16 protein-coding genes are annotated in these 17,101 nt (G+C 51.8%); 9 read left to right on the top strand and 7 right to left on the bottom strand.

The window, feature by feature from the left end; all coding sequences use genetic code 11:
* Window positions 1-107 precede the first annotated feature (107 nt).
* Window positions 108-905: a hypothetical protein gene (locus IPN95_31195; GenBank protein ID MBK9453782.1), complete on the bottom strand. Its 798-nt coding sequence runs from the start codon at window positions 903-905 to the stop codon at window positions 108-110.
* A gap of 358 nt (window positions 906-1,263) precedes the next feature.
* On the opposite strand from IPN95_31195, the gene IPN95_31190 reads away from it, so the two are divergent.
* Window positions 1,264-1,680 carry a phage tail protein gene (locus IPN95_31190; protein ID MBK9453781.1) on the top strand — a complete coding sequence of 139 codons (417 nt, stop codon included), beginning with the start codon at window positions 1,264-1,266 and terminating at the stop codon, window positions 1,678-1,680.
* 157 nt (window positions 1,681-1,837) lie between these two features.
* On the opposite strand, the gene IPN95_31185 is transcribed toward IPN95_31190, so the two are convergent.
* The 4 genes from IPN95_31185 to dinB form a co-directional block, all read right to left on the bottom strand.
* Complete coding sequence (locus tag IPN95_31185) at window positions 1,838-3,145, bottom strand: hypothetical protein (GenBank protein MBK9453780.1); 1,308 nt, start codon at window positions 3,143-3,145, stop codon at window positions 1,838-1,840.
* Window positions 3,138-4,649 (bottom strand): hypothetical protein, encoded by a 1,512-nt coding sequence (locus IPN95_31180; GenBank protein ID MBK9453779.1) that lies wholly within the window; start codon window positions 4,647-4,649, stop codon window positions 3,138-3,140. Before IPN95_31180 ends, IPN95_31185 begins: the two co-directional genes overlap by 8 nt.
* The gene (locus IPN95_31175) at window positions 4,624-5,190 is read right to left on the bottom strand and encodes a PHP domain-containing protein (GenBank protein ID MBK9453778.1); all 567 of its coding nucleotides are present in this window, start codon (window positions 5,188-5,190) and stop codon (window positions 4,624-4,626) included. Before IPN95_31175 ends, IPN95_31180 begins: the two co-directional genes overlap by 26 nt.
* 687 nt (window positions 5,191-5,877) lie before the next feature.
* Entirely contained in the window at window positions 5,878-7,194 is a 1,317-nt protein-coding gene (dinB, locus tag IPN95_31170) for a DNA polymerase IV (protein ID MBK9453777.1), read from the bottom strand.
* A gap of 351 nt (window positions 7,195-7,545) precedes the next feature.
* Here dinB and IPN95_31165 point away from each other — a divergent pair, with 351 nt between their 5' ends.
* From IPN95_31165 to IPN95_31145, 5 genes are all read left to right on the top strand, one after another.
* Window positions 7,546-8,331: a helix-turn-helix domain-containing protein gene (locus IPN95_31165; protein ID MBK9453776.1), complete on the top strand. Its 786-nt coding sequence runs from the start codon at window positions 7,546-7,548 to the stop codon at window positions 8,329-8,331.
* 104 nt (window positions 8,332-8,435) lie between these two features.
* Window positions 8,436-9,131 carry a hypothetical protein gene (locus IPN95_31160; protein MBK9453775.1) on the top strand — a complete coding sequence of 232 codons (696 nt, stop codon included), beginning with the start codon at window positions 8,436-8,438 and terminating at the stop codon, window positions 9,129-9,131.
* 47 nt (window positions 9,132-9,178) lie between these two features.
* A complete protein-coding gene (locus IPN95_31155; protein ID MBK9453774.1) occupies window positions 9,179-9,472 on the top strand; it encodes a hypothetical protein in 294 nt (97 codons plus the stop codon).
* Entirely contained in the window at window positions 9,453-10,247 is a 795-nt protein-coding gene (locus IPN95_31150; protein MBK9453773.1) for a hypothetical protein, read from the top strand. Before IPN95_31155 ends, IPN95_31150 begins: the two co-directional genes overlap by 20 nt.
* 123 nt (window positions 10,248-10,370) lie before the next feature.
* Window positions 10,371-10,934 (top strand): septal ring lytic transglycosylase RlpA family protein, encoded by a 564-nt coding sequence (locus tag IPN95_31145; GenBank protein MBK9453772.1) that lies wholly within the window; start codon window positions 10,371-10,373, stop codon window positions 10,932-10,934.
* A 77-nt stretch (window positions 10,935-11,011) separates the two neighbouring features.
* On the opposite strand, the gene IPN95_31140 is transcribed toward IPN95_31145, so the two are convergent.
* A complete protein-coding gene (locus IPN95_31140; protein MBK9453771.1) occupies window positions 11,012-12,217 on the bottom strand; it encodes a hypothetical protein in 1,206 nt (401 codons plus the stop codon).
* Between the two features lie 245 nt (window positions 12,218-12,462).
* Here IPN95_31140 and IPN95_31135 point away from each other — a divergent pair, with 245 nt between their 5' ends.
* Complete coding sequence (locus IPN95_31135) at window positions 12,463-14,106, top strand: transglycosylase domain-containing protein (GenBank protein MBK9453770.1); 1,644 nt, start codon at window positions 12,463-12,465, stop codon at window positions 14,104-14,106.
* Between the two features lie 11 nt (window positions 14,107-14,117).
* Window positions 14,118-14,690 carry a hypothetical protein gene (locus IPN95_31130; GenBank protein MBK9453769.1) on the top strand — a complete coding sequence of 191 codons (573 nt, stop codon included), beginning with the start codon at window positions 14,118-14,120 and terminating at the stop codon, window positions 14,688-14,690.
* Between the two features lie 89 nt (window positions 14,691-14,779).
* Here the strand turns inward: IPN95_31130 and IPN95_31125 are convergent, their stop codons facing one another.
* Entirely contained in the window at window positions 14,780-15,325 is a 546-nt protein-coding gene (locus IPN95_31125) for a hypothetical protein (GenBank protein MBK9453768.1), read from the bottom strand.
* A gap of 277 nt (window positions 15,326-15,602) precedes the next feature.
* Between IPN95_31125 and IPN95_31120 the strand changes: the two genes are divergently transcribed.
* Entirely contained in the window at window positions 15,603-17,096 is a 1,494-nt protein-coding gene (locus IPN95_31120; GenBank protein ID MBK9453767.1) for a Fic family protein, read from the top strand.
* Window positions 17,097-17,101: the final 5 nt, after the last annotated feature.

The raw sequence follows: 17,101 nt of genomic DNA, 5'->3' as shown, positions 1-17,101 counted from the left end.
TGCTTGAAAAGCGGGGCTACCTTTCAAAGTGGTCCCGCTTTTTTTGTGGACGAAGGATCGTGGCGCTGATGCGTTGGACTCAGTGAAACAAATTCTTCCCTGCCGGATCACACCACACCGTTGATGGTGATGCGGTTTTTGGGATCTGCGGGATCGTATTTCAACGTCACTCTCCGGCCAATGCTGTATTTGGCCAGGTTGTTGGACGCCACCACGCCTTTGATTTCTGTCTTGAAGGGGAGTTCTCCAGGAATTTCGACTTCGACCAAGAACTCCATCCCGACAGCATCATTGTTCACGGTCACATCCAAAGGCCATGAACTCACGATGGTGCCGACTGCGCTTTTGGAAGTTGGCGAATCGAGCACTTCGGTGCGGATCTTATTGGCCTCTGCGATCAATTCAGACATGGCTTCGTTGCGTCTGCTATCGACATGCTGTCCGGAAAATCCGCTCGCGCCACCGGCGATACCCATGGCTGTTGCTTGGGGGTCAATCACGATCTGCATGGAATCCCTCGGATCAATTTTGACCGCAACGATGGTACCGGGGCCATACATCATGGGATTCAAGCGCGAAACGAGTACGCGTGTCGTGGTGACATAGGTCGAGCCGCGCTGTGGCGTGACTTCGACTTCAAGTTTAACCATGGGACTGTCATTGACCGTCACGCCTGTTTCAAACATTTGCAATACCCGCGCAGAGGCCGATTCGCCAGTTTTCAAAATCCGACGGTTGCGCAACATCGGCCCGAAAATGGTTACCCAAAGAATGGAAAATGTCAGCGATGTAATGCCGATCGGTAGCCAAAATGCATCGTTGGGGTTTTGCGTGATCGCAAAAATCCCGTAGCCCAGCAAACCAACGGAAATGACAATGGGGATGATCCAAGCTTTCTTTTGCATTTGATTCCTTTTGGGTGAAGATACGAAGGGAATGGAGAATTGAGAATTGAGAATCGAAGATCGGCGCAGCCAATTGCGAAGCAACTGCGAAGCACATCACGAAACGGTGTCTCTTGGACGTAGTTCGCGCAAGCAATGCCTTTGAAAAAGGAACGCCAATGAGTAATCAGCGAAGCTAATGGAGAATCGCCGCAGGTTTCAGCCTAACTAATTGGAACCTGAATACGGGATGATGCAAGAGGATCGCAACGACGGGTTGAATATTCCGTTTGCATTTTCCAAGTCCGGATGGATTGGCTATCTTGGTAGGAATCTTGATCTGCATTTTTCACGAGGCACTTTCAAAATTAGCAACATCATGGCGGAATTTTCATACAAAGTCACATTCGTCGGGCGCAACATGGCGCTGAGTTTCTCGGAAGTCAGCGGCTTGACGGCTGAGTACCTGATCACTGCACCGCGATCCGGCAACCCGCCAAAGCCCGGCTTCCCCAATGTGACCTTCCGCAGCGGTTCGGTTTTGTGCAACAATGAAGTGCTGGATAGCATCAAAGCTGCGAAAGCCAATGCCGCCTTGCCCGGCACGGTTCAAATCCAGCAGCTCAACGAAAAAGGCGCGGTCGTGCAAGAATGGAAATTGCAGGATGCCCAAATCGCAAAATTCGTCCATACGGGCGTACCGACCGTCGGCAAAGCACTCACCGTCAACGAATTGGGACTTGTCTTCAAAGGCGTTGGCAGTGAAGCCCGCAAAGGCGGCGGCTCGCATTGGTGAGGGATTTGGAGATGCCCTTCTAATCAGATTCCCTCTATTGCAGCTGAGAAAATAGCGTCATTGGCGCTCAAATCGCGCTTTGGGTAGCGCCAACGACGCTTGTACCGCATTTTCTCGCTCTCACGCTCCTACTCACGCTGTTCATTGACGCTCCCACTCACACTCTTCTCGGGTCGCCTAAGTAGCCCATTCTTCTGATTTCCTCCACTTCCAGTGTGGCCACCCCAAAATCGTCGCTGACTTTGCCGGTCATGCGGTAGACGCCGATTCCGAGAATCGGGTATTTCATAAAGGTGTCGGGGAACATCGTGGCATCAAAACAGTCACCTTTTACGTCGATAAAATCCACAAATCCCATCATATCGCCCTTGCTCGTACGCACTTGTTTGGTGCTGATGAGATAGCCGGTAATGGTCACCCTTTGTCCATGGCGCACTGTGGTTCCATTGCGGCCCTCCAAGTCGGCGGCAAATACTTCGTCGGAACGCATTTTTTCGCTGAGCATTTCGAAAGGGGAACAAATCGGAAAACCCAGGATTTCGATTTGGTCGTAGGCATCCTCGACAGGGTCATCGGGCAGGTCGGGCAAAGCCCATTCCTTGGTTTCGATCGCAAACAAAGTGGTCTTCTGCTTGTGTTCGGGGGCCTTGGCGAAATGCATATTCGCCTCCCAGAGCAGCTTTTTCTTGCTTCTGCCCGTAAATCGCAACGCGCCGATGCGAATGAGCAGCGTGATTTGCTCCAAGCCCATGGGAACGCGCCGCAAGAGGTCGGCGAGGTGCAAAAAAGGTCCATTCTCCTGCCTTGATGCACACAATTCCTCCGCAATATCCCGCGACAAGCCCGCCATGTGCACAAATCCCATCCACAAATTTTGCCCGTCGATGCGGGTCATGAACGTCGAATGGTTCACGCAAGGCGCAAGCACATTTGCCCCCGCCATCCGCGCCTCGTGCAAATACACCTCCGTGCGGTAAAATCCGCCGAAGTTATTGATCACCCCGACCATAAATTCCAGCGGATAATGGGCCTTGAAAAACAGGCTTTGGTAGCTTTCGACGGCATAACTCGCACTGTGGGCCTTGCAAAACGAATAGCCGGAAAAGCTTTCCATCTGCCGCCAAACCTCACCTGTCAGAAATTCGGAAATGCCCTTTCCCGTGCAATTCGCAAAGAATTTCTCCCGCAACAAGTTGAATTGGTTGGCCGAGCGGTATTTGCCGCTCATGGCACGGCGCAGAATGTCGGCTTCACCCAAATCAACCCCGCCAAAATAATGCGCGACCTTGATCACATCCTCCTGATAGACCATTACGCCATAAGTTTCGCCCAGATAATCGGCCATGCTGGGGTGGAGGTACCATTGCGAAGCCTTTAGGCGCAGCTCCTCCTCGGTCGCCTGCGGCGAAGTGTGAGCAACAGTGTGAGTGTGCGAAGCCTTTAGGCGCAGCTCCTCCTCACTCACACTCGAACTCACACTGGAACTCAAACTTGCCCAAACCGTTTCCGCTCAAACCACTGCTCGCACCGTTCTTGCTCGCTCCGGTTTTCCGCACGGCCGTTCCGCGTGTTGTAATCAAATGCCGCTCAATGTATTGCCGCATCATCCCGCTTTTGGCGACACCCGGTCTGATTACCGAACTTGCCGCAACGAGGATGACATAGTCGTCGCAACGCAACTTCCTGAGCAACTGACGCATGGCGGGCGATTCGACGTAAAAACAGCCGATGGTTTTGCCTGTGCGCAGCAACTCCGCAATCTTCGGATCCTTTTTGAAGGCCTTGACATCGTGTACATCGACGGAGATGCCGCGATTTTGCCGCACGACTTCGGCCGAGGTTTTGATATGCCCCAATCCCCGCTGACTCAGGACATCATATTTATAGAGTCCCGCTTCTTCGGCCACAAACATATCAAATTGCACGATCGGGAAGCCCTTGGGCGGCACCGAGGTCGCGCTGAAACAATGCACAGGATCCTCGGTGATCAAAATCCCGCCGGGGTGGATGCCGAGGTGATTGGGAAGGCCCTCCAATTCGCGGCCATAACGGTAGATGTGTTGCACGATGCGGTCGTCGAGATTCGGAGAATGCCGGTTGGCCACCAAATGGTCGATTTCCTCCTTGGGCAAACCAAAAACCTTCCCCAATTCCCGCAAAATGGAGCGCCCCTTGAAGGTATTGTAGGTGGCCATCAGCGAAGTATGGGCATGGCCGTAGCGCTTGAATACATAATCAATCACTTCGTCGCGGTCGGTCCAACTGAAGTCAATGTCAAAATCCGGCGGCGATGTGCGGTGCGGATTGAGAAAGCGTTCGAAATAAAGGTCCAGGTCAATCGGATCGACGTCCGTAATTCCCATGCAATAAGCGACGATGCTGTTGGCTCCCGAACCGCGGCCGACATGGAAAAAGCCGCGCAATTGTCCGTAGCGGATGAAGTCCCAAGTAATGAGAAAATACGCGCTGAATCCCAACCTGTCAATCACTTGCAGCTCATTCTCAACACGTTCCCGCGCCTTCTTATTGCCGGATCCGTAGCGGTAATGCAGGCCGTCGTAAGCCAATTTTTCGAGCAGGTGGCGGTCATCGCTCTTTGAACCCGTGAAATGGAGCTTGTTTTTGGGCCGATCGAACGTCATTTCGAATCCGCATTGCTCGAGCAGGCGCATCGTGTTGGTGACCATGTAGGAATGGTCTTTGTAGAATCCCAAAAAGTCGGTCATGCTGTACATCATTTCGTCGGCAGCGGCCACGTCGGCGGGGTCTTGACGGCTCAGGAGAATGTTGCGGTCGATGGCCCTGAGCAGGCGATGGGTATTGTAGCCCACGCGATTGGGGAAGGTGACGGGCAAAAAAGTGAGCAGCTTCTGCGGATGGTGCTTGAGCGGCGATGAAAAAAGGCGGTTGAGCTGGGCGGGTTTGATCCCTACGAATTCATTTTCACGCAGGTCCTCGGGGCCGGACAATTTTCAAACGGGTAAATGAAAAAGTGTCGGGCAATTGCGGGGCGCGCTGGGGGAAATTCAAGTTGCGGAGGTTGCTCAGCAATACCGAACCCGGACCGTCCGGGATCAATTCGTCGCTGCGCTCGGTGGGGCCACTGTGTTCGGCGCGCATCGCAACTTTGCGTTTGTCACTTTGCATGCCATTTTGGCCCGGTTCGGCCAATGCTGCGCGGTGCAGATGCTCGGAGAGGAAGGTGTTGAGCTGAAAAAAGCCATTCGCATTGCGGGCCAATCCGATGTAATTCAGATGATTGTCGGTTCTGAATTCGATTCCGACGACAGGGCGCAGCCCTTTTTCGCGCGCTTTCATCACAAAATCCAAGGCGGCCGAAGTGTTGTTGATATCGGTCACAGCGAGGGTGTCGTGGCCCTTGTCGAGGGCCTCGGCGATGAGCTTTTCGACGGTGAAAACACCGTAACGTAAGCTGAAGCATGTGTGGCAGTTGGAATTGGGAATGGAGAATTGAGAGTTGAGAGTTGAGAGTTGAGAACTGCGAAGCACATCACGTAAGTAAACCCGAAGGGTTCGCGCAAGAATTGAGAGTTGAGAGTCACTAGATAACAAATGCGCAATTATCTATAAATGAACATCTTGCAAGCATTGGTTTTCCGCCCGCTGTGGCGGGGCCGTCTATCGGTACTGCGTTCCGCGCAGCGGAAGCCCGAGGCGGCCGTGTGCCGCGCAACGGTGTAGCCTCGGGTGTTGCGGATCCTCCAAAGTTTGCGGCTCGCCTTGGCGGGGCGCTTATGAAATAGGCTAACCCATGGATTGTTAGCTGCCCCGAAGCTGAAGCGCGAGATGCCCAATGCTATCGGGATGAGAGTTCAGAGCTGATTGGGCCCGAAAGCCACGCAGACAAAGCCGACAACCGTTGCATCAGCGCAAGCGCTGCCCATTTGGCGGGAAAGCCACGCCACCCAGTCAAAAGCCCGCAATCCAAAGAACAAGCCGCAACCATGTCAGCTCCAGCAAAAGCCTCGTCCAAGCCGCCTCCGGCGGCGGGCAAGTACTCAAGTACCGTCAAAGACAGCCTGACCGCCTACCCGCTCCACCATCGACTCAGTTGATTGACTTTTCACTTTTCGTCTTTCACTTTTCACTTCACAAGACAGCCTGACACCTACCCTTCCACCATCAAATCAGTTGATCGACTTTTCACTTTTCACTTTTAGTTTTTCACTTTTCACTTCAAAAGCCATCGTTGGTAGGTTGCCAAAGACTGCCATGCGGTACATGCTCGGGCAATTCGCGGCGCGAGGCCCGTACTTGTGGTTGGATACGGTTCCCGTGGCCGGACTTTGCCGCCGATTCATTGCCATGGCTTTCGCGCTGCTCGCGGCCGCGACTGATGCCCCCGAATGCGCCCGCACTCATGAGGGCATCCGCGCCAAAGCGGAACTTGATCTTGTCAATCGCCTCGTAGAGCCGCAGTTGCTTTTGCGTGTCTTCAAACAAATTAATCTGATAGCCGCCAGAAATCAAGTGCGAAAACCGCAATCCGATCAGTCGAAGGCGCTGCCGACGGTCATACAACTGCTCAAAAAGATCCTGCGCCTTCTGCCCCAGCTCCCGGTCGCTCGCCGTGTAGGCAATCCGTGCCTGCTTGGTGACCGTGTTGAAGTCGGCATAACGGATCTTGACCGTGATGCAAGCCGTGAGCTTTTCGGTTTCCCGCAACGAAAACGCGAGCCGCTCCGTCATCCTTGCCAATGTCGCCCGCAAACCCACGATGTCGATCGTATCCTCGGCAAATGTCTGCTCCGAAGAGATGCTTTTGCGTTCACTATAAGGCTCCACCGGCGTATCGTCGATGCCATGGGCACGCTGCCAGAGCGTGATGCCGGGCTTTCCCATGATGCGCTGCAGGAATTCCTGCGGGATTTCCCGCAAGGTGCGCACCTGTCGCACGCCCAGATTGCTCAGAAACTGCGACGTCTTCTCCCCCACCATCGGAATCTTGCCCACCGGCAGCGGATCGAGAAATGGCTGTTCGGTGCCCCTTGACACCTCCATTTGGCCGTTGGGCTTGATCTCGCCCGTCGCAACCTTGGCGACCATCTTATTGCCAGCCAATCCCATCGACATCGGGAGCCCCGTCTCCTTTGCAATGCGGCTCCGCAAGTCCGCCGCCCAGCGATAAGCCCCAAAAAAGCGCTCCATGCCCGTCATGTCCACATAAAATTCATCAATCGAGGCCTTTTCAAAGACTGGCGAATGGGTCCGCACAATCTCCGTGACATCGTCGGAGTACTTGCTGTAGAGTTCGAAGTCACCCGAGATCACGGTCGCCGCCGGACAAAGCCGCCGCGCCAATTTCATGGGCATTCCGCTCCGCACACCAAACGTGCGGGTTTCATAACTACAGCTCGAGACCACACCGCGCCCGCCGGTGCCGCCGATGATCAGCGGACGCGCTTGTAACCGCGTATCACGCAGGCGCTCCACACTCACAAAAAAGGTATCCAAGTCCATATGCACCACTGCACGTCTGTCGTCAAGAAACATACTCCCTCCTTGCGGCCCGCATTTTACACGACCGCCATTTCTATGGTTGATTCCGTAAAAAACCAGCCCCCGCCGGGTATGCAGGGTTCGGCCGCGCATGCATTCGCGACCTTTATTGGTACATTAATTTCCGTAGCGGCTCTAGAAACCGCACCCGTATATTCACTCCACGCCAGCCTTTGTCAAGCCTACAAAACCCAACTTCTTGCCAGACTACTACAAAAACTAGCGTGGAAATTCAAAAAAACTTGTATCAAACTGACAATCTTCTTAGCTTTACGCTAATTCCACGGAGCAAATATGCTCACAACTTTGGCTATTTCAAAATATATTTGCAAAAATAATTAGCTTATGAGTCTCATTAATTCGAATATCAAGTATTTGCGCAAGCAAAAAGGCCTTACACAGGATTCTTTTGCCAACGAAATTGGTGTTACGCGTTCGGTGATTGGTGCCTACGAGGAGGGTCGTGCAGAGCCGAAGATCAAAACAATGCAGGTCATGGCCGATTATTTTGGCATTTCGATGGATCAGCTCATCGGCGTGGATTTGGCAGAGGCGGCTGCGAGCCATATCCGTGGCAATGACAACGAAAAACCCGATACCAGTGGCAAGCGCTTGCGCGTACTTTCGATCACCGTGGATCCGCAAGACCGTGAAAACATCGAATTGGTTCGCCAAAAAGCCGCTGCCGGCTACCTCAACGGTTATGCTGATCCTGAATACATCGAGGAATTGCCCCGTTTTCAGTTGCCCAACCTGACCCAAGGCACCTACCGCGCCTTCGAAATCAGCGGCGACTCCATGTTGCCCCTCGAACCCGGCACCATCGTCGTCGGCGAATACATTGAAAATTGGGAAGTCCTGAAGGACGGACATTGTTATGTGCTCGTGACCGCCACCGAAGGTGTGGTCTATAAAAGGGTGTACAACAAGCTCGACGAAAGCAAAACCCTTCGCCTGCACAGCGACAACACCGCTTATCCCGACTACAGCGTCAACATTTCCGACGTCGTCGAAGTCTGGAAAGCCAAATGCTTCATCAGCTCCGCCTTCCCCGATCCTGAAATGAGCATCACCAAACTCGCGAGCATCGTCATGGACCTGCAAAGCCAGGTGATGAAGCTGAGGGGGTGAGATTTTGAGTTTGAGGCGGGAGTTAGTAGTACGAATCCCCACCTTGCACTTCTCCCCACAATTCCCTATATTACAGACAGTTTCACCTTCTAAAACTGCTGTGTATGCGGAAATTGCCAGTCCTTTTTCTATTGCTCTTCTTGTTTGCACAAGCTCAAACGCAAAATGTCGGCATTGGGCAAGCCACCCCGGTGAGTAAGCTGGACATCAACGGTGGACTCGCAGTGGGATCCGCCTATTCGGGGGTCAGTGCTGCACCCGCAAACGGGGCCATCGTGCAAGGGAATGTTGGCATCGGAACTGCGACGCCTGGCTACCGACTGCATGTGGTCGGAGATGTGCGCTTTGAAGGCGATTTCATCAACCAAGAAGTCGCCGGTGTGCATGCGAATGCCGTACAAAATGTGCCCTTCACCAATGGTGTCTTCAATCCCATCAATGGTTCGGTGGTCTCCATCACCATTCCCGATGGCAACGGAGTCAACAACAGCGGTCTGCTCGTTACTGGATTTGCCAGAATTTTTGGCGGCGCCCTCAATGGCGGCAGTTCGTCGATGGGTGGCTATTTTGTGATTTTGCAACGCGACGTTTCGCCTGCATTTGCCGCGCCTACCAACCTCACCTTACACATCCGGCAGTTGTTATCTCAAGACCCCCAATGGATTGTCCACTGCAGCAATCGGTTTTGGCGGCGGCGGAGCAGTGAGTTTTGTCGACAACGCCTTGACCGCGGGCACCACATATTATTACCGATTGGTCCTTTATCCCAACGGCGTGGGCATCACGAGTGGTACGTATGATGTCTATGAACGGGATTTGGCTGTGATTCAAATTAAACGCTGAGGAAATGCGCTACCTGATTGTCTCTCTTTTACTTTTCTCTTGCGGAATAGGAACCTTGTTGGGGCAGCAATTGAGCACTGCACAGCAGACTGCGCTCGGTTTGGGCGAACCCGTACAGGCACTGCCCGCAGTTCCGGCAGCGGCAGGCACGCATTCGGTAACCGCAACAAAGCTTGGCGAACAAGTGGTCGAGGCACCCTCATCGCCAGCTACCAACGAAATCCGACAGAACACAGCCCCTAGCTTGGCTCCAACATCCACAAAGGCAGAGGAGGAAGATGCAAAAGATCGGAAATAGGGCCGCATTACGTTTATTCCTCGTTTTTCTGGGACTGTGGTTCTTTGGACTTCAGACGAAGGCCCAATCGTCGGATTCGACCGTGACGATACTGCGGCCCCTTACGATAGACGAACTCAACGCAGAACAATATCGGCAATTGAGCCCCGACGGCATCGTGTACGCACGCGCAAGCGCATTGGGCGACGATCCAACGGCGATTGTGGCACTCCATTATCTGTTGGCAGCGGACCCTGGGAATCCCTTTTTACAAGACAGCTTAGCCGCACTTTATTGGCGTGTCGGGAACCTTACCGCCTGCCATCGTTGGTGCCTGGAACTGCTCAAAACGCGGCCGAATGCGGGCTTTGTCTTGCAATTGGCGGCAGGAATCGAAGAGCAGCGGGGAGATTTTGCTGCCGCACTGGAACATTTTGAACACGTCTATCAGCTTGCAGGCGGATATTTCTGGCGTTACAAAGTAGCAGGATTGCAATTTCAGCTCGGACGTTACGGCGAATGCGGCAGCAACATCGAATCCATGTTGACCGACACTGCCATTGACGACGAATTGGTGCATATCGACTGGGGAACCGGCAATGGGGATGTTCCGTTGCGAAGTGCCTTGCTAAACCTGCGCGGCAACCTTGAATTGGCCCTCAACAAGGAAGGACTTGCTCGTAAAAGCTTCAAAGAAGCCCTGAAACTCGCACCTGGATTTGGCCTAGCCCGTCAGAATTTGGATGCACTCATCGCCAAAAACCAACCGCAGCCGCACGAAGGTGGCGGAGGATAAGCGTGCTTGCTTGGTCCTCGAAGCCCTACAACGTCCGCCATAAGGACCGAAAACCATTCGTCCGAGCGGCTTAAATCCGATTATTTTTCGTAGCTTGAATCTTCATCCGTTACGGAATCGGATATGAAACTAAGATTTTTGCTTGTCTTGACCCTTTTGGGACTCTTTTCTGCTGCCTGCTTTGGGCAAGTGGAAAAGGGGAAGGCATCCTATTATTCCGAGCATTTCAAGGGGCGAAAAACTGCAAGTGGGGAACGCTATCATCCTGACAGTCTGACTTGTGCCCATCGTACGCAACCCTTTGGAACGCTTTTATTGGTGAGTTGCGCTTCCAAAGGAACTTCGGTGGTGGTGCGCGTGAATGACCGTGGCCCATTTGGCAAAGGGCGTGTCGTGGACCTTTCCACGGAAGCTGCCCGCAAGCTGGGGATCATCTTGGCCGGCGTGGCCGAGGTCGAAGTGCAAGTCTATCTCCCTCAAATGATGGCCCCCCTGTTTCCGCAGCCGTCTGTGCCTGATCCGCTGACCCGACGAGAAGTCGTCAACATTACCGAATTGAATCCCAAGCCTTGGTCGCCCAACCCATATTTCCCTCAACAACAGCCTGCTCCCACCGATAAGGGATTGGCAAAAGGGAAACCCAAGGCAAAAACAGCCAAAAGAAGCCATTCGTCTTCTCAGCGGTGACGGGAAAAGCTCCATCGCCGGCTCCTGAATCCGCATTGTAGGAAAATCACCTCTTCCTGAATTCTTTAAAAGCCCTGCTAACGTGCTTTTGCCGGCACTGTAGCGACCTTTTTCCCGGAGATTCGGCCACTGATTTCCTTTCCGATTCCTATGAAGCTCTGATGATTGAGCGGGAATTCGAGCATGACGTGGAGGAAGCTGAGGAGGAACAGCCAACGGAAACCAATGTTGTATTCGGTGAGGTAGAGCGCGACGGAAGCGATCCAGGCCACGATCACGATGGCAAACCGCAGCTTTGGAACTTGATGCCAACGAATCACGGAAGTTTTGCTGAACCAGTTGAGGTAGTGATAGGTATAGGCAAATGCGATAAAACGCGCAAACATGATGGCGAGCGAAGAATCGATAGTGGTGGTTTGCCCAAAGACAGCCTGCTTGGCGATTGCTACAGTTTCAGGCTGATAAAAATTGGAGAAGGTACTGTGAACCAACAACGAATCATGGGCCTTGCTTCCAAAATCCTGCATCAAGTGCATGCTCAGCTGCGAAAATGTATCAGCGTAATTGTCTTTTGCCCAATTGCTCGGCAAAATGCCCGTGTAGTTTGGGAGGATCAAAAAGCAGGCAGCAGCACAGAGGAAAAATACGCCAAAGGAAATGTAACCGGATTTACTGCGACTTTTAAGGGCGCCAAACAGGATGAATGCTCCGGTAAAAAGGTAGACGTGGATCAAAGTCGGCACATAAACACCAAAAATTTTGAAGACTGGATTCCCCCACTTGGCGTCGTAGTTGCTGATGATTTTCCGCTCGTACATATTCGCGGAAATCGATTCCCCGCCATATACCGGGTCGGGCAAATGAAACAAATAAGCACCAAAAAGGAGCACAACGATGGCGGCGCCCCGGTAGCCCCAATCCTTGAATACGACAAATATCAGCGCCAATCCAAAGGCCACAAATGTGATGTCATAGCCATAGTCACCGAGGAATCGCACGACTTTTTCCATGCCCAAGTTCTCCATCACCCCATAGAGATCATCGCCCATGATGCTGCGTGCGCCAAGCAAAATCAGCAATCCAAGCACCGCCAAAGGGATCCAATCCAGTTTTTTGGGAGAAAAATACTGCCGGTCATGGAGCCACGAAATTTCGGTGAGGTAATGCAACGGTCCCAAAATCGCATAGGACAGCAAAAAAACCTCAAAAGGCAGAATAAAGGCTGCGATCAAAGAGATCAGCATGAGCCCGATATTCAGATAGTTGATGCGGTCTAAAGTCACTCTTTACCCATTATTTAGGGGTGAAATTTCCTCAATTCCGAGGAAGGTTGCAAATCCAATTCTGCCCGAGATAAAGATTCAATGATGTGCCCGAGGTGTTTTGGTGAATCCAAAACGGAAAAAAAGTGAAAAACGTCCACCGTTTGAAACATATCCGGGTACATCTCGTAAGCAGCGCTGTGGAAAGCTCCGATTTTCATTGAGCGTTATTCTTCGTTGATTCGCAAACCATCCCCATTAGATACATGGCTTCTGAAAGCAAAGCGGTAAAACCCAACTCCAAGCGTAAGAAATACCTGCGTTGGGCCATTTTAGGTTTATTCGGTATCTTTTTCGTAAGCGTTGTCGTCACCATTCTCTTGGTGGTCAACAACTTGCCTCCGATGAACGACATCGAGAATCCGAAGCTGGACATCTCCACGCAGATTTATTCGGCAGATGGACAGAAGCTTGGCAGCCTCCACAACGGCGAGGACCGTGATTACATGGCGACTGACAGCATGTCGCATTGGATCAAGGATGCCCTGCTGGCGACGGAGGATGTGCGGTTTTACAAACATTCGGGCATCGACCCACGTTCGCCGTTCACGATCGTCAAAGACATGTTCATTCACTTCCGACTCCGGGGGGGCAGTTCGATCAGTCAGCAATTGGCGAGAAATCTCTATGACCAGGTTGGTCGAGAAAATTCAGTGGTACGCAAGATCAAGGAGGCGATCGTCGCGGTGGTTTTGGAATCACGGTTTACCAAAGACGAAATTATTGCCGCCTATTTGAACACGACCACATTCCACGGAAACTCATTCGGCATCGAAAACGGCACACAGACACTGTTTTCAAAGTCTTGCCGCGATTTGGAGCTGCACGAGGCGGCCTTGATGATCGGTTTGCTCAAGGGCCCTGGTTATTACAACCCGCGTCGTCATCCTGAGCGTGCCCTTTCGCGTCGCAACACGGTCCTCGATCAAATGGAGAAGTACGACTTCATCACCTCTGAGGAAGCCGAGGACGCAAAAGCGAAGGATTTGGGCATCAAATACCGCTCCGGAGGCACCTCCACCGCCATGGCAGGCTACTTCAAGGACCAAGTCAAAGCCGAATTGATCGCCTGGAAATCAGAGTCCGGCAAGGATGTCGACCTCTACCGCGACGGCTTGAAAGTGCATACGACTTTGGATGGCCGCATGCAAAAGTATGCCGAGCGTGCCGTCAAAGAGCACTTGCAGCAATTGCAGGTGACATTCGATAAGGAAATGAAAAAGGGCAAGGATCCCTTCAAAGAAAATCCGACGATTCTGACGACGGAAATGAAGCGGTCTTGGCGTTGGAAATCTTCGGAGGAGGCTGGAATGAGCGATGCCGAGATCAAGTCCTCCTTTAATGTGCCGGTCGAAATGGATGTTTTCACTTGGGACCGAGGAATGGTCGATACGGTGATGTCGCCTATGGATTCGATCAAACATTCGATCAGGCATTTGCAGACGGGTTTCATGAGCATGGATCCGCATACCGGCGAAGTGAAGGCGTGGGTCGGCGGCATTGGTTATGATGCATTTAAGTACGATCACGTCAAACAAGGCAAACGTCAGGTGGGTTCGACCTTCAAGCCATTTGTTTACACCGCGTTGTTTGAAAGTGGATTGGCTGGACCTTGTGACAAGGTTTTGGATGCAGACATCGCGATCGACTTGCCCGATGGTCAGCAATGGCGTCCACAGAACTCGGGTGGCGCTGATATGGGCTTGATTACCTACTACGAAGGCCTTGCGCGCTCCATCAACAAGGCAACCGCTGCCGCGATGAAAAAGTGGGTCCTGAGGCAGTTTGCCGTGTCGCAAAACGTTTGGGGATCGACAGCCCGCTTGAATGTGTATACGCACTTGCGCTAGGTACAAGTGATGTGAGTGTGTACGAGATGGTCGGTGCCTACAGCGCCCTCGCCAACAACGGCACCTATACCAAACCCTACGTCATCAGCCGCATCGAAGACAAAAATGGCAACATCCTCTTTGAAAACAAGCCGCAGTCCCGTGAAGCAGTGAGTGCGAATACCGCCTTTACCGTGATCAGGATGATGCAAGGTGTGGTGGACCATTATGGTGGTACGGCAGGCCGTTTGCGTGGTACCTATCAATTCCGCGGTCAAATCGCAGGAAAAACGGGAACGACCCAAAACAATAGTGATGGTTGGTTTATCGGGATCACGCCGAATCTCGTTTCAGGGGTTTGGGTAGGATGTGATGACCGCCGCCTACGCTTTACACGCACACTTTATGGTCAAGGCGCCAACATGGCGTTGCCGATTTGGGCGATTTACATGAAGTATGTCTATGCCGACAAAAATATCGATCTCCCCGAAGGCGCTTTTATCCCACCGGCTGGATACGTCGAATTTTCATGCCCTTCCAAGGATCAGCTGGTAAACAGTGACAGTACAAGCACAGGGAGCAGCATTTTTGGCCTTGATGATTGATGTCAAGCGAAATGCACCCCTTAAAATCGACCAAAGCCACTGTCGTTTGACAGCGGCCTGGTCTTCAAGCTGGGTGGTGGAAAACATTTTCAGAGCACAATCCTGAATCCGAGGCCACTTTCGATGCCTGGGACGTAGTTGTTGTGCGGTTCGTTGAAATATTTCACGTGCAAGTCTGCAAACAGCTCCACGGATTCAGAAAATTCGATTTGGATACCGATTCCGCCCAGGACCTCCGGCGTGATTTTGGGCCCAAACTCCCGTGAGCTGATCAAGCGATAGTGGTGATAATTGAGCCTGGCACCGATATCAGCGGTCAAAGCCACGCCCAAATTGCCTTCACTCATCAAAAAGAACGGCGCAAAACTTGCTCCGACAAAGGAGTTGCCCTTTTTAAGCATTGGAAGATCGGCGTGACGTCCGTACTTCTGGTTGTAACCTGCAACAAATTCGAAGGCAACGCCATTTGTAACTACCCGTCGCACCGTGAGACCATTGGGAGCGCCGACCCATCCGAGGCGCAAACCAACGGAGGTATGGTCTCCGCCGCCCCTGCTGTAACGCGTGGGTTCGGCCGAGAGTGACAAAGCGCTGCACAAAAGCAGCATCAGCAACACGACGGTGTAGTTTTTCATAACGTAGTTGGAATTGATCAAACGAGCAGAAAAAATCCGGCTTAGCATCCGAATTGTTATCTTTCTACGCCCCGAATTGTAATTTGTTTAGAAAATTAATGACTTCATTGACAGTTTTGATAACATGCAGATTCTACCACAAGTGTGTGATAGAATTCTCGACGAATCACTGTACGAATGAAAAAATCCCGCATTGCCCTTCCCAACTGCGTCACTTGGCGAGCGTTTCCTTACATGTGCGTTTTCATGGGGTTGGGGATTTCGTTAACTTCGGGGCATGGCGGAACAGAAAATCCATCGACTTTGGAAACCCATCACATTCGGGGATGAATGGCGGATCGCAGATACGTCCATCTTGGACGACCTGTCGAGTGCCTGGTTTGCAAGGCGGGCAAGGCTCAGATTGGATTCCGCTGAATTTCAGGGCTTTTTGGGGAAACTAAAACGTGAACATGCCATTGAAACGGGTGTCGTGGAGCGTTTGTATGACATCGAACGGGGTGTCACCGAGACGTTGATCGAAAAAGGCTTCATTGACGGTCTGCTCAGTCATGGCGATTCAAATATCCCATCGGATCAACTGATGCGGCACTTGAACGATCATTTGGAGGCGATGGATTTTGTTTTTGACCTGATCAAGGAAGACCGCCCTTTGACAGTTGGCTTTATTCGCGACCTCCATCAATTGGTCACACGCAGCCAAGAATCCGCCGAGGGACGTGATTCGCAGGGAAACAAAACCAAAATCAAGCTCGTCAAAGGCAAGTACAAGGAATGGGAAAACAATCCAACCCGCTCCGATGGTACGATCATTATGTATTGTCCTCCGATCCATGTCTCTGCCGAGATGGAGCAGTTGGTGAATATTTATCATGCCTTGGAGGAGGACAAAATTCATCCGCTGATCATTGCAGGGTGGGTTCACCATGCATTCACCACGATTCATCCCTTTCAAGATGGGAACGGACGCGTCGTCAGGCTTTTGGCTTCCTTGATTTTGATCAAACACGAACTGTTTCCGATCACGGTTTTGCGGGAGGAAGCCAAGGTAAAGTACATTCTGGCCTTGGAAAAGGCAGATGCTGGCCAACCGTCGGATTTGGTGAGCTACTTTGCGGTTATCCAGAAACGGCAGATTGAGCGGGCGTTGAATGTGGCCGAGGTGGGATCGGAGTCGTTGGAAGTAGTTCAGAATCTGCTGGCGAAGAAGCTATTCGAGAAGCGAAACATCGTTTTGGAGGATATACGGCAGCGAGATGAGTACGAAAACATTTTAAAGGTTCGAAGAAGCCAAATTGTCAAAATATGCGAGAAATATCTGCTTGAACGGAAGGCCTCATTACAGGAGTTATTCGGTCAAAATGCAGAAGTTACTTTTCAAGGCAACGGGATGGATCCAGGATATCTACCAAACAGCGTTTGGGGTCTGGGAAAGTATGCAGAACGTTATCAGTATTCGTTGCTCAAGAATAGTAGAACAGGGTACTTAGACGTTTCCATTTTCGCAATGGAATTGAATTTACGCTACAACATTAGAGTTGTTCTTCATGAATACGATCCAGAAATGGTGGTCCTGGCGATCGCAATGTATCATTATGAACCTTCAAGCAATCACGCATTTATTATTGCAACGCAACCGTTCCATTCATTACCGCCGCATTTAGTTTCAATCCAAGACGAAAACATTGATGCCAAAGCGAAGAATATTGAAGCCCATCTTGAAAATGGACTGACTCTTGCACTCGCTCAAATTTACAAACTGATCAATTGACCCCG

The sequence above is a fragment of the Bacteroidota bacterium genome, from assembly GCA_016718825.1.
Lineage (GTDB): Bacteria > Bacteroidota > Bacteroidia > J057 > JADKCL01 > JADKCL01.
Note: the sequence above shows the minus strand (reverse complement) of the source record. Positions and strands in the feature narration are given on the sequence as shown.

What these genes read in the sequence shown, in the direction of transcription:
- IPN95_31195 (MBK9453782.1), bottom strand. Translation starts at nt 905, where the DNA reads ATGCAAAAGAAAGCTTGGATCATCCCCATTGTCATTTCCGTTGGTTTG.
- IPN95_31190 (MBK9453781.1), top strand. Translation starts at nt 1,264, where the DNA reads ATGGCGGAATTTTCATACAAAGTCACATTCGTCGGGCGCAACATGGCG.
- dinB (MBK9453777.1), bottom strand. Translation starts at nt 7,194, where the DNA reads ATGTTTCTTGACGACAGACGTGCAGTGGTGCATATGGACTTGGATACC.
- IPN95_31165 (MBK9453776.1), top strand. Translation starts at nt 7,546, where the DNA reads ATGAGTCTCATTAATTCGAATATCAAGTATTTGCGCAAGCAAAAAGGC.
- IPN95_31160 (MBK9453775.1), top strand. Translation starts at nt 8,436, where the DNA reads ATGCGGAAATTGCCAGTCCTTTTTCTATTGCTCTTCTTGTTTGCACAA.
- IPN95_31155 (MBK9453774.1), top strand. Translation starts at nt 9,179, where the DNA reads ATGCGCTACCTGATTGTCTCTCTTTTACTTTTCTCTTGCGGAATAGGA.
- IPN95_31150 (MBK9453773.1), top strand. Translation starts at nt 9,453, where the DNA reads ATGCAAAAGATCGGAAATAGGGCCGCATTACGTTTATTCCTCGTTTTT.
- IPN95_31145 (MBK9453772.1), top strand. Translation starts at nt 10,371, where the DNA reads ATGAAACTAAGATTTTTGCTTGTCTTGACCCTTTTGGGACTCTTTTCT.
- IPN95_31135 (MBK9453770.1), top strand. Translation starts at nt 12,463, where the DNA reads ATGGCTTCTGAAAGCAAAGCGGTAAAACCCAACTCCAAGCGTAAGAAA.
- IPN95_31125 (MBK9453768.1), bottom strand. Translation starts at nt 15,325, where the DNA reads ATGAAAAACTACACCGTCGTGTTGCTGATGCTGCTTTTGTGCAGCGCT.
- IPN95_31120 (MBK9453767.1), top strand. Translation starts at nt 15,603, where the DNA reads ATGGCGGAACAGAAAATCCATCGACTTTGGAAACCCATCACATTCGGG.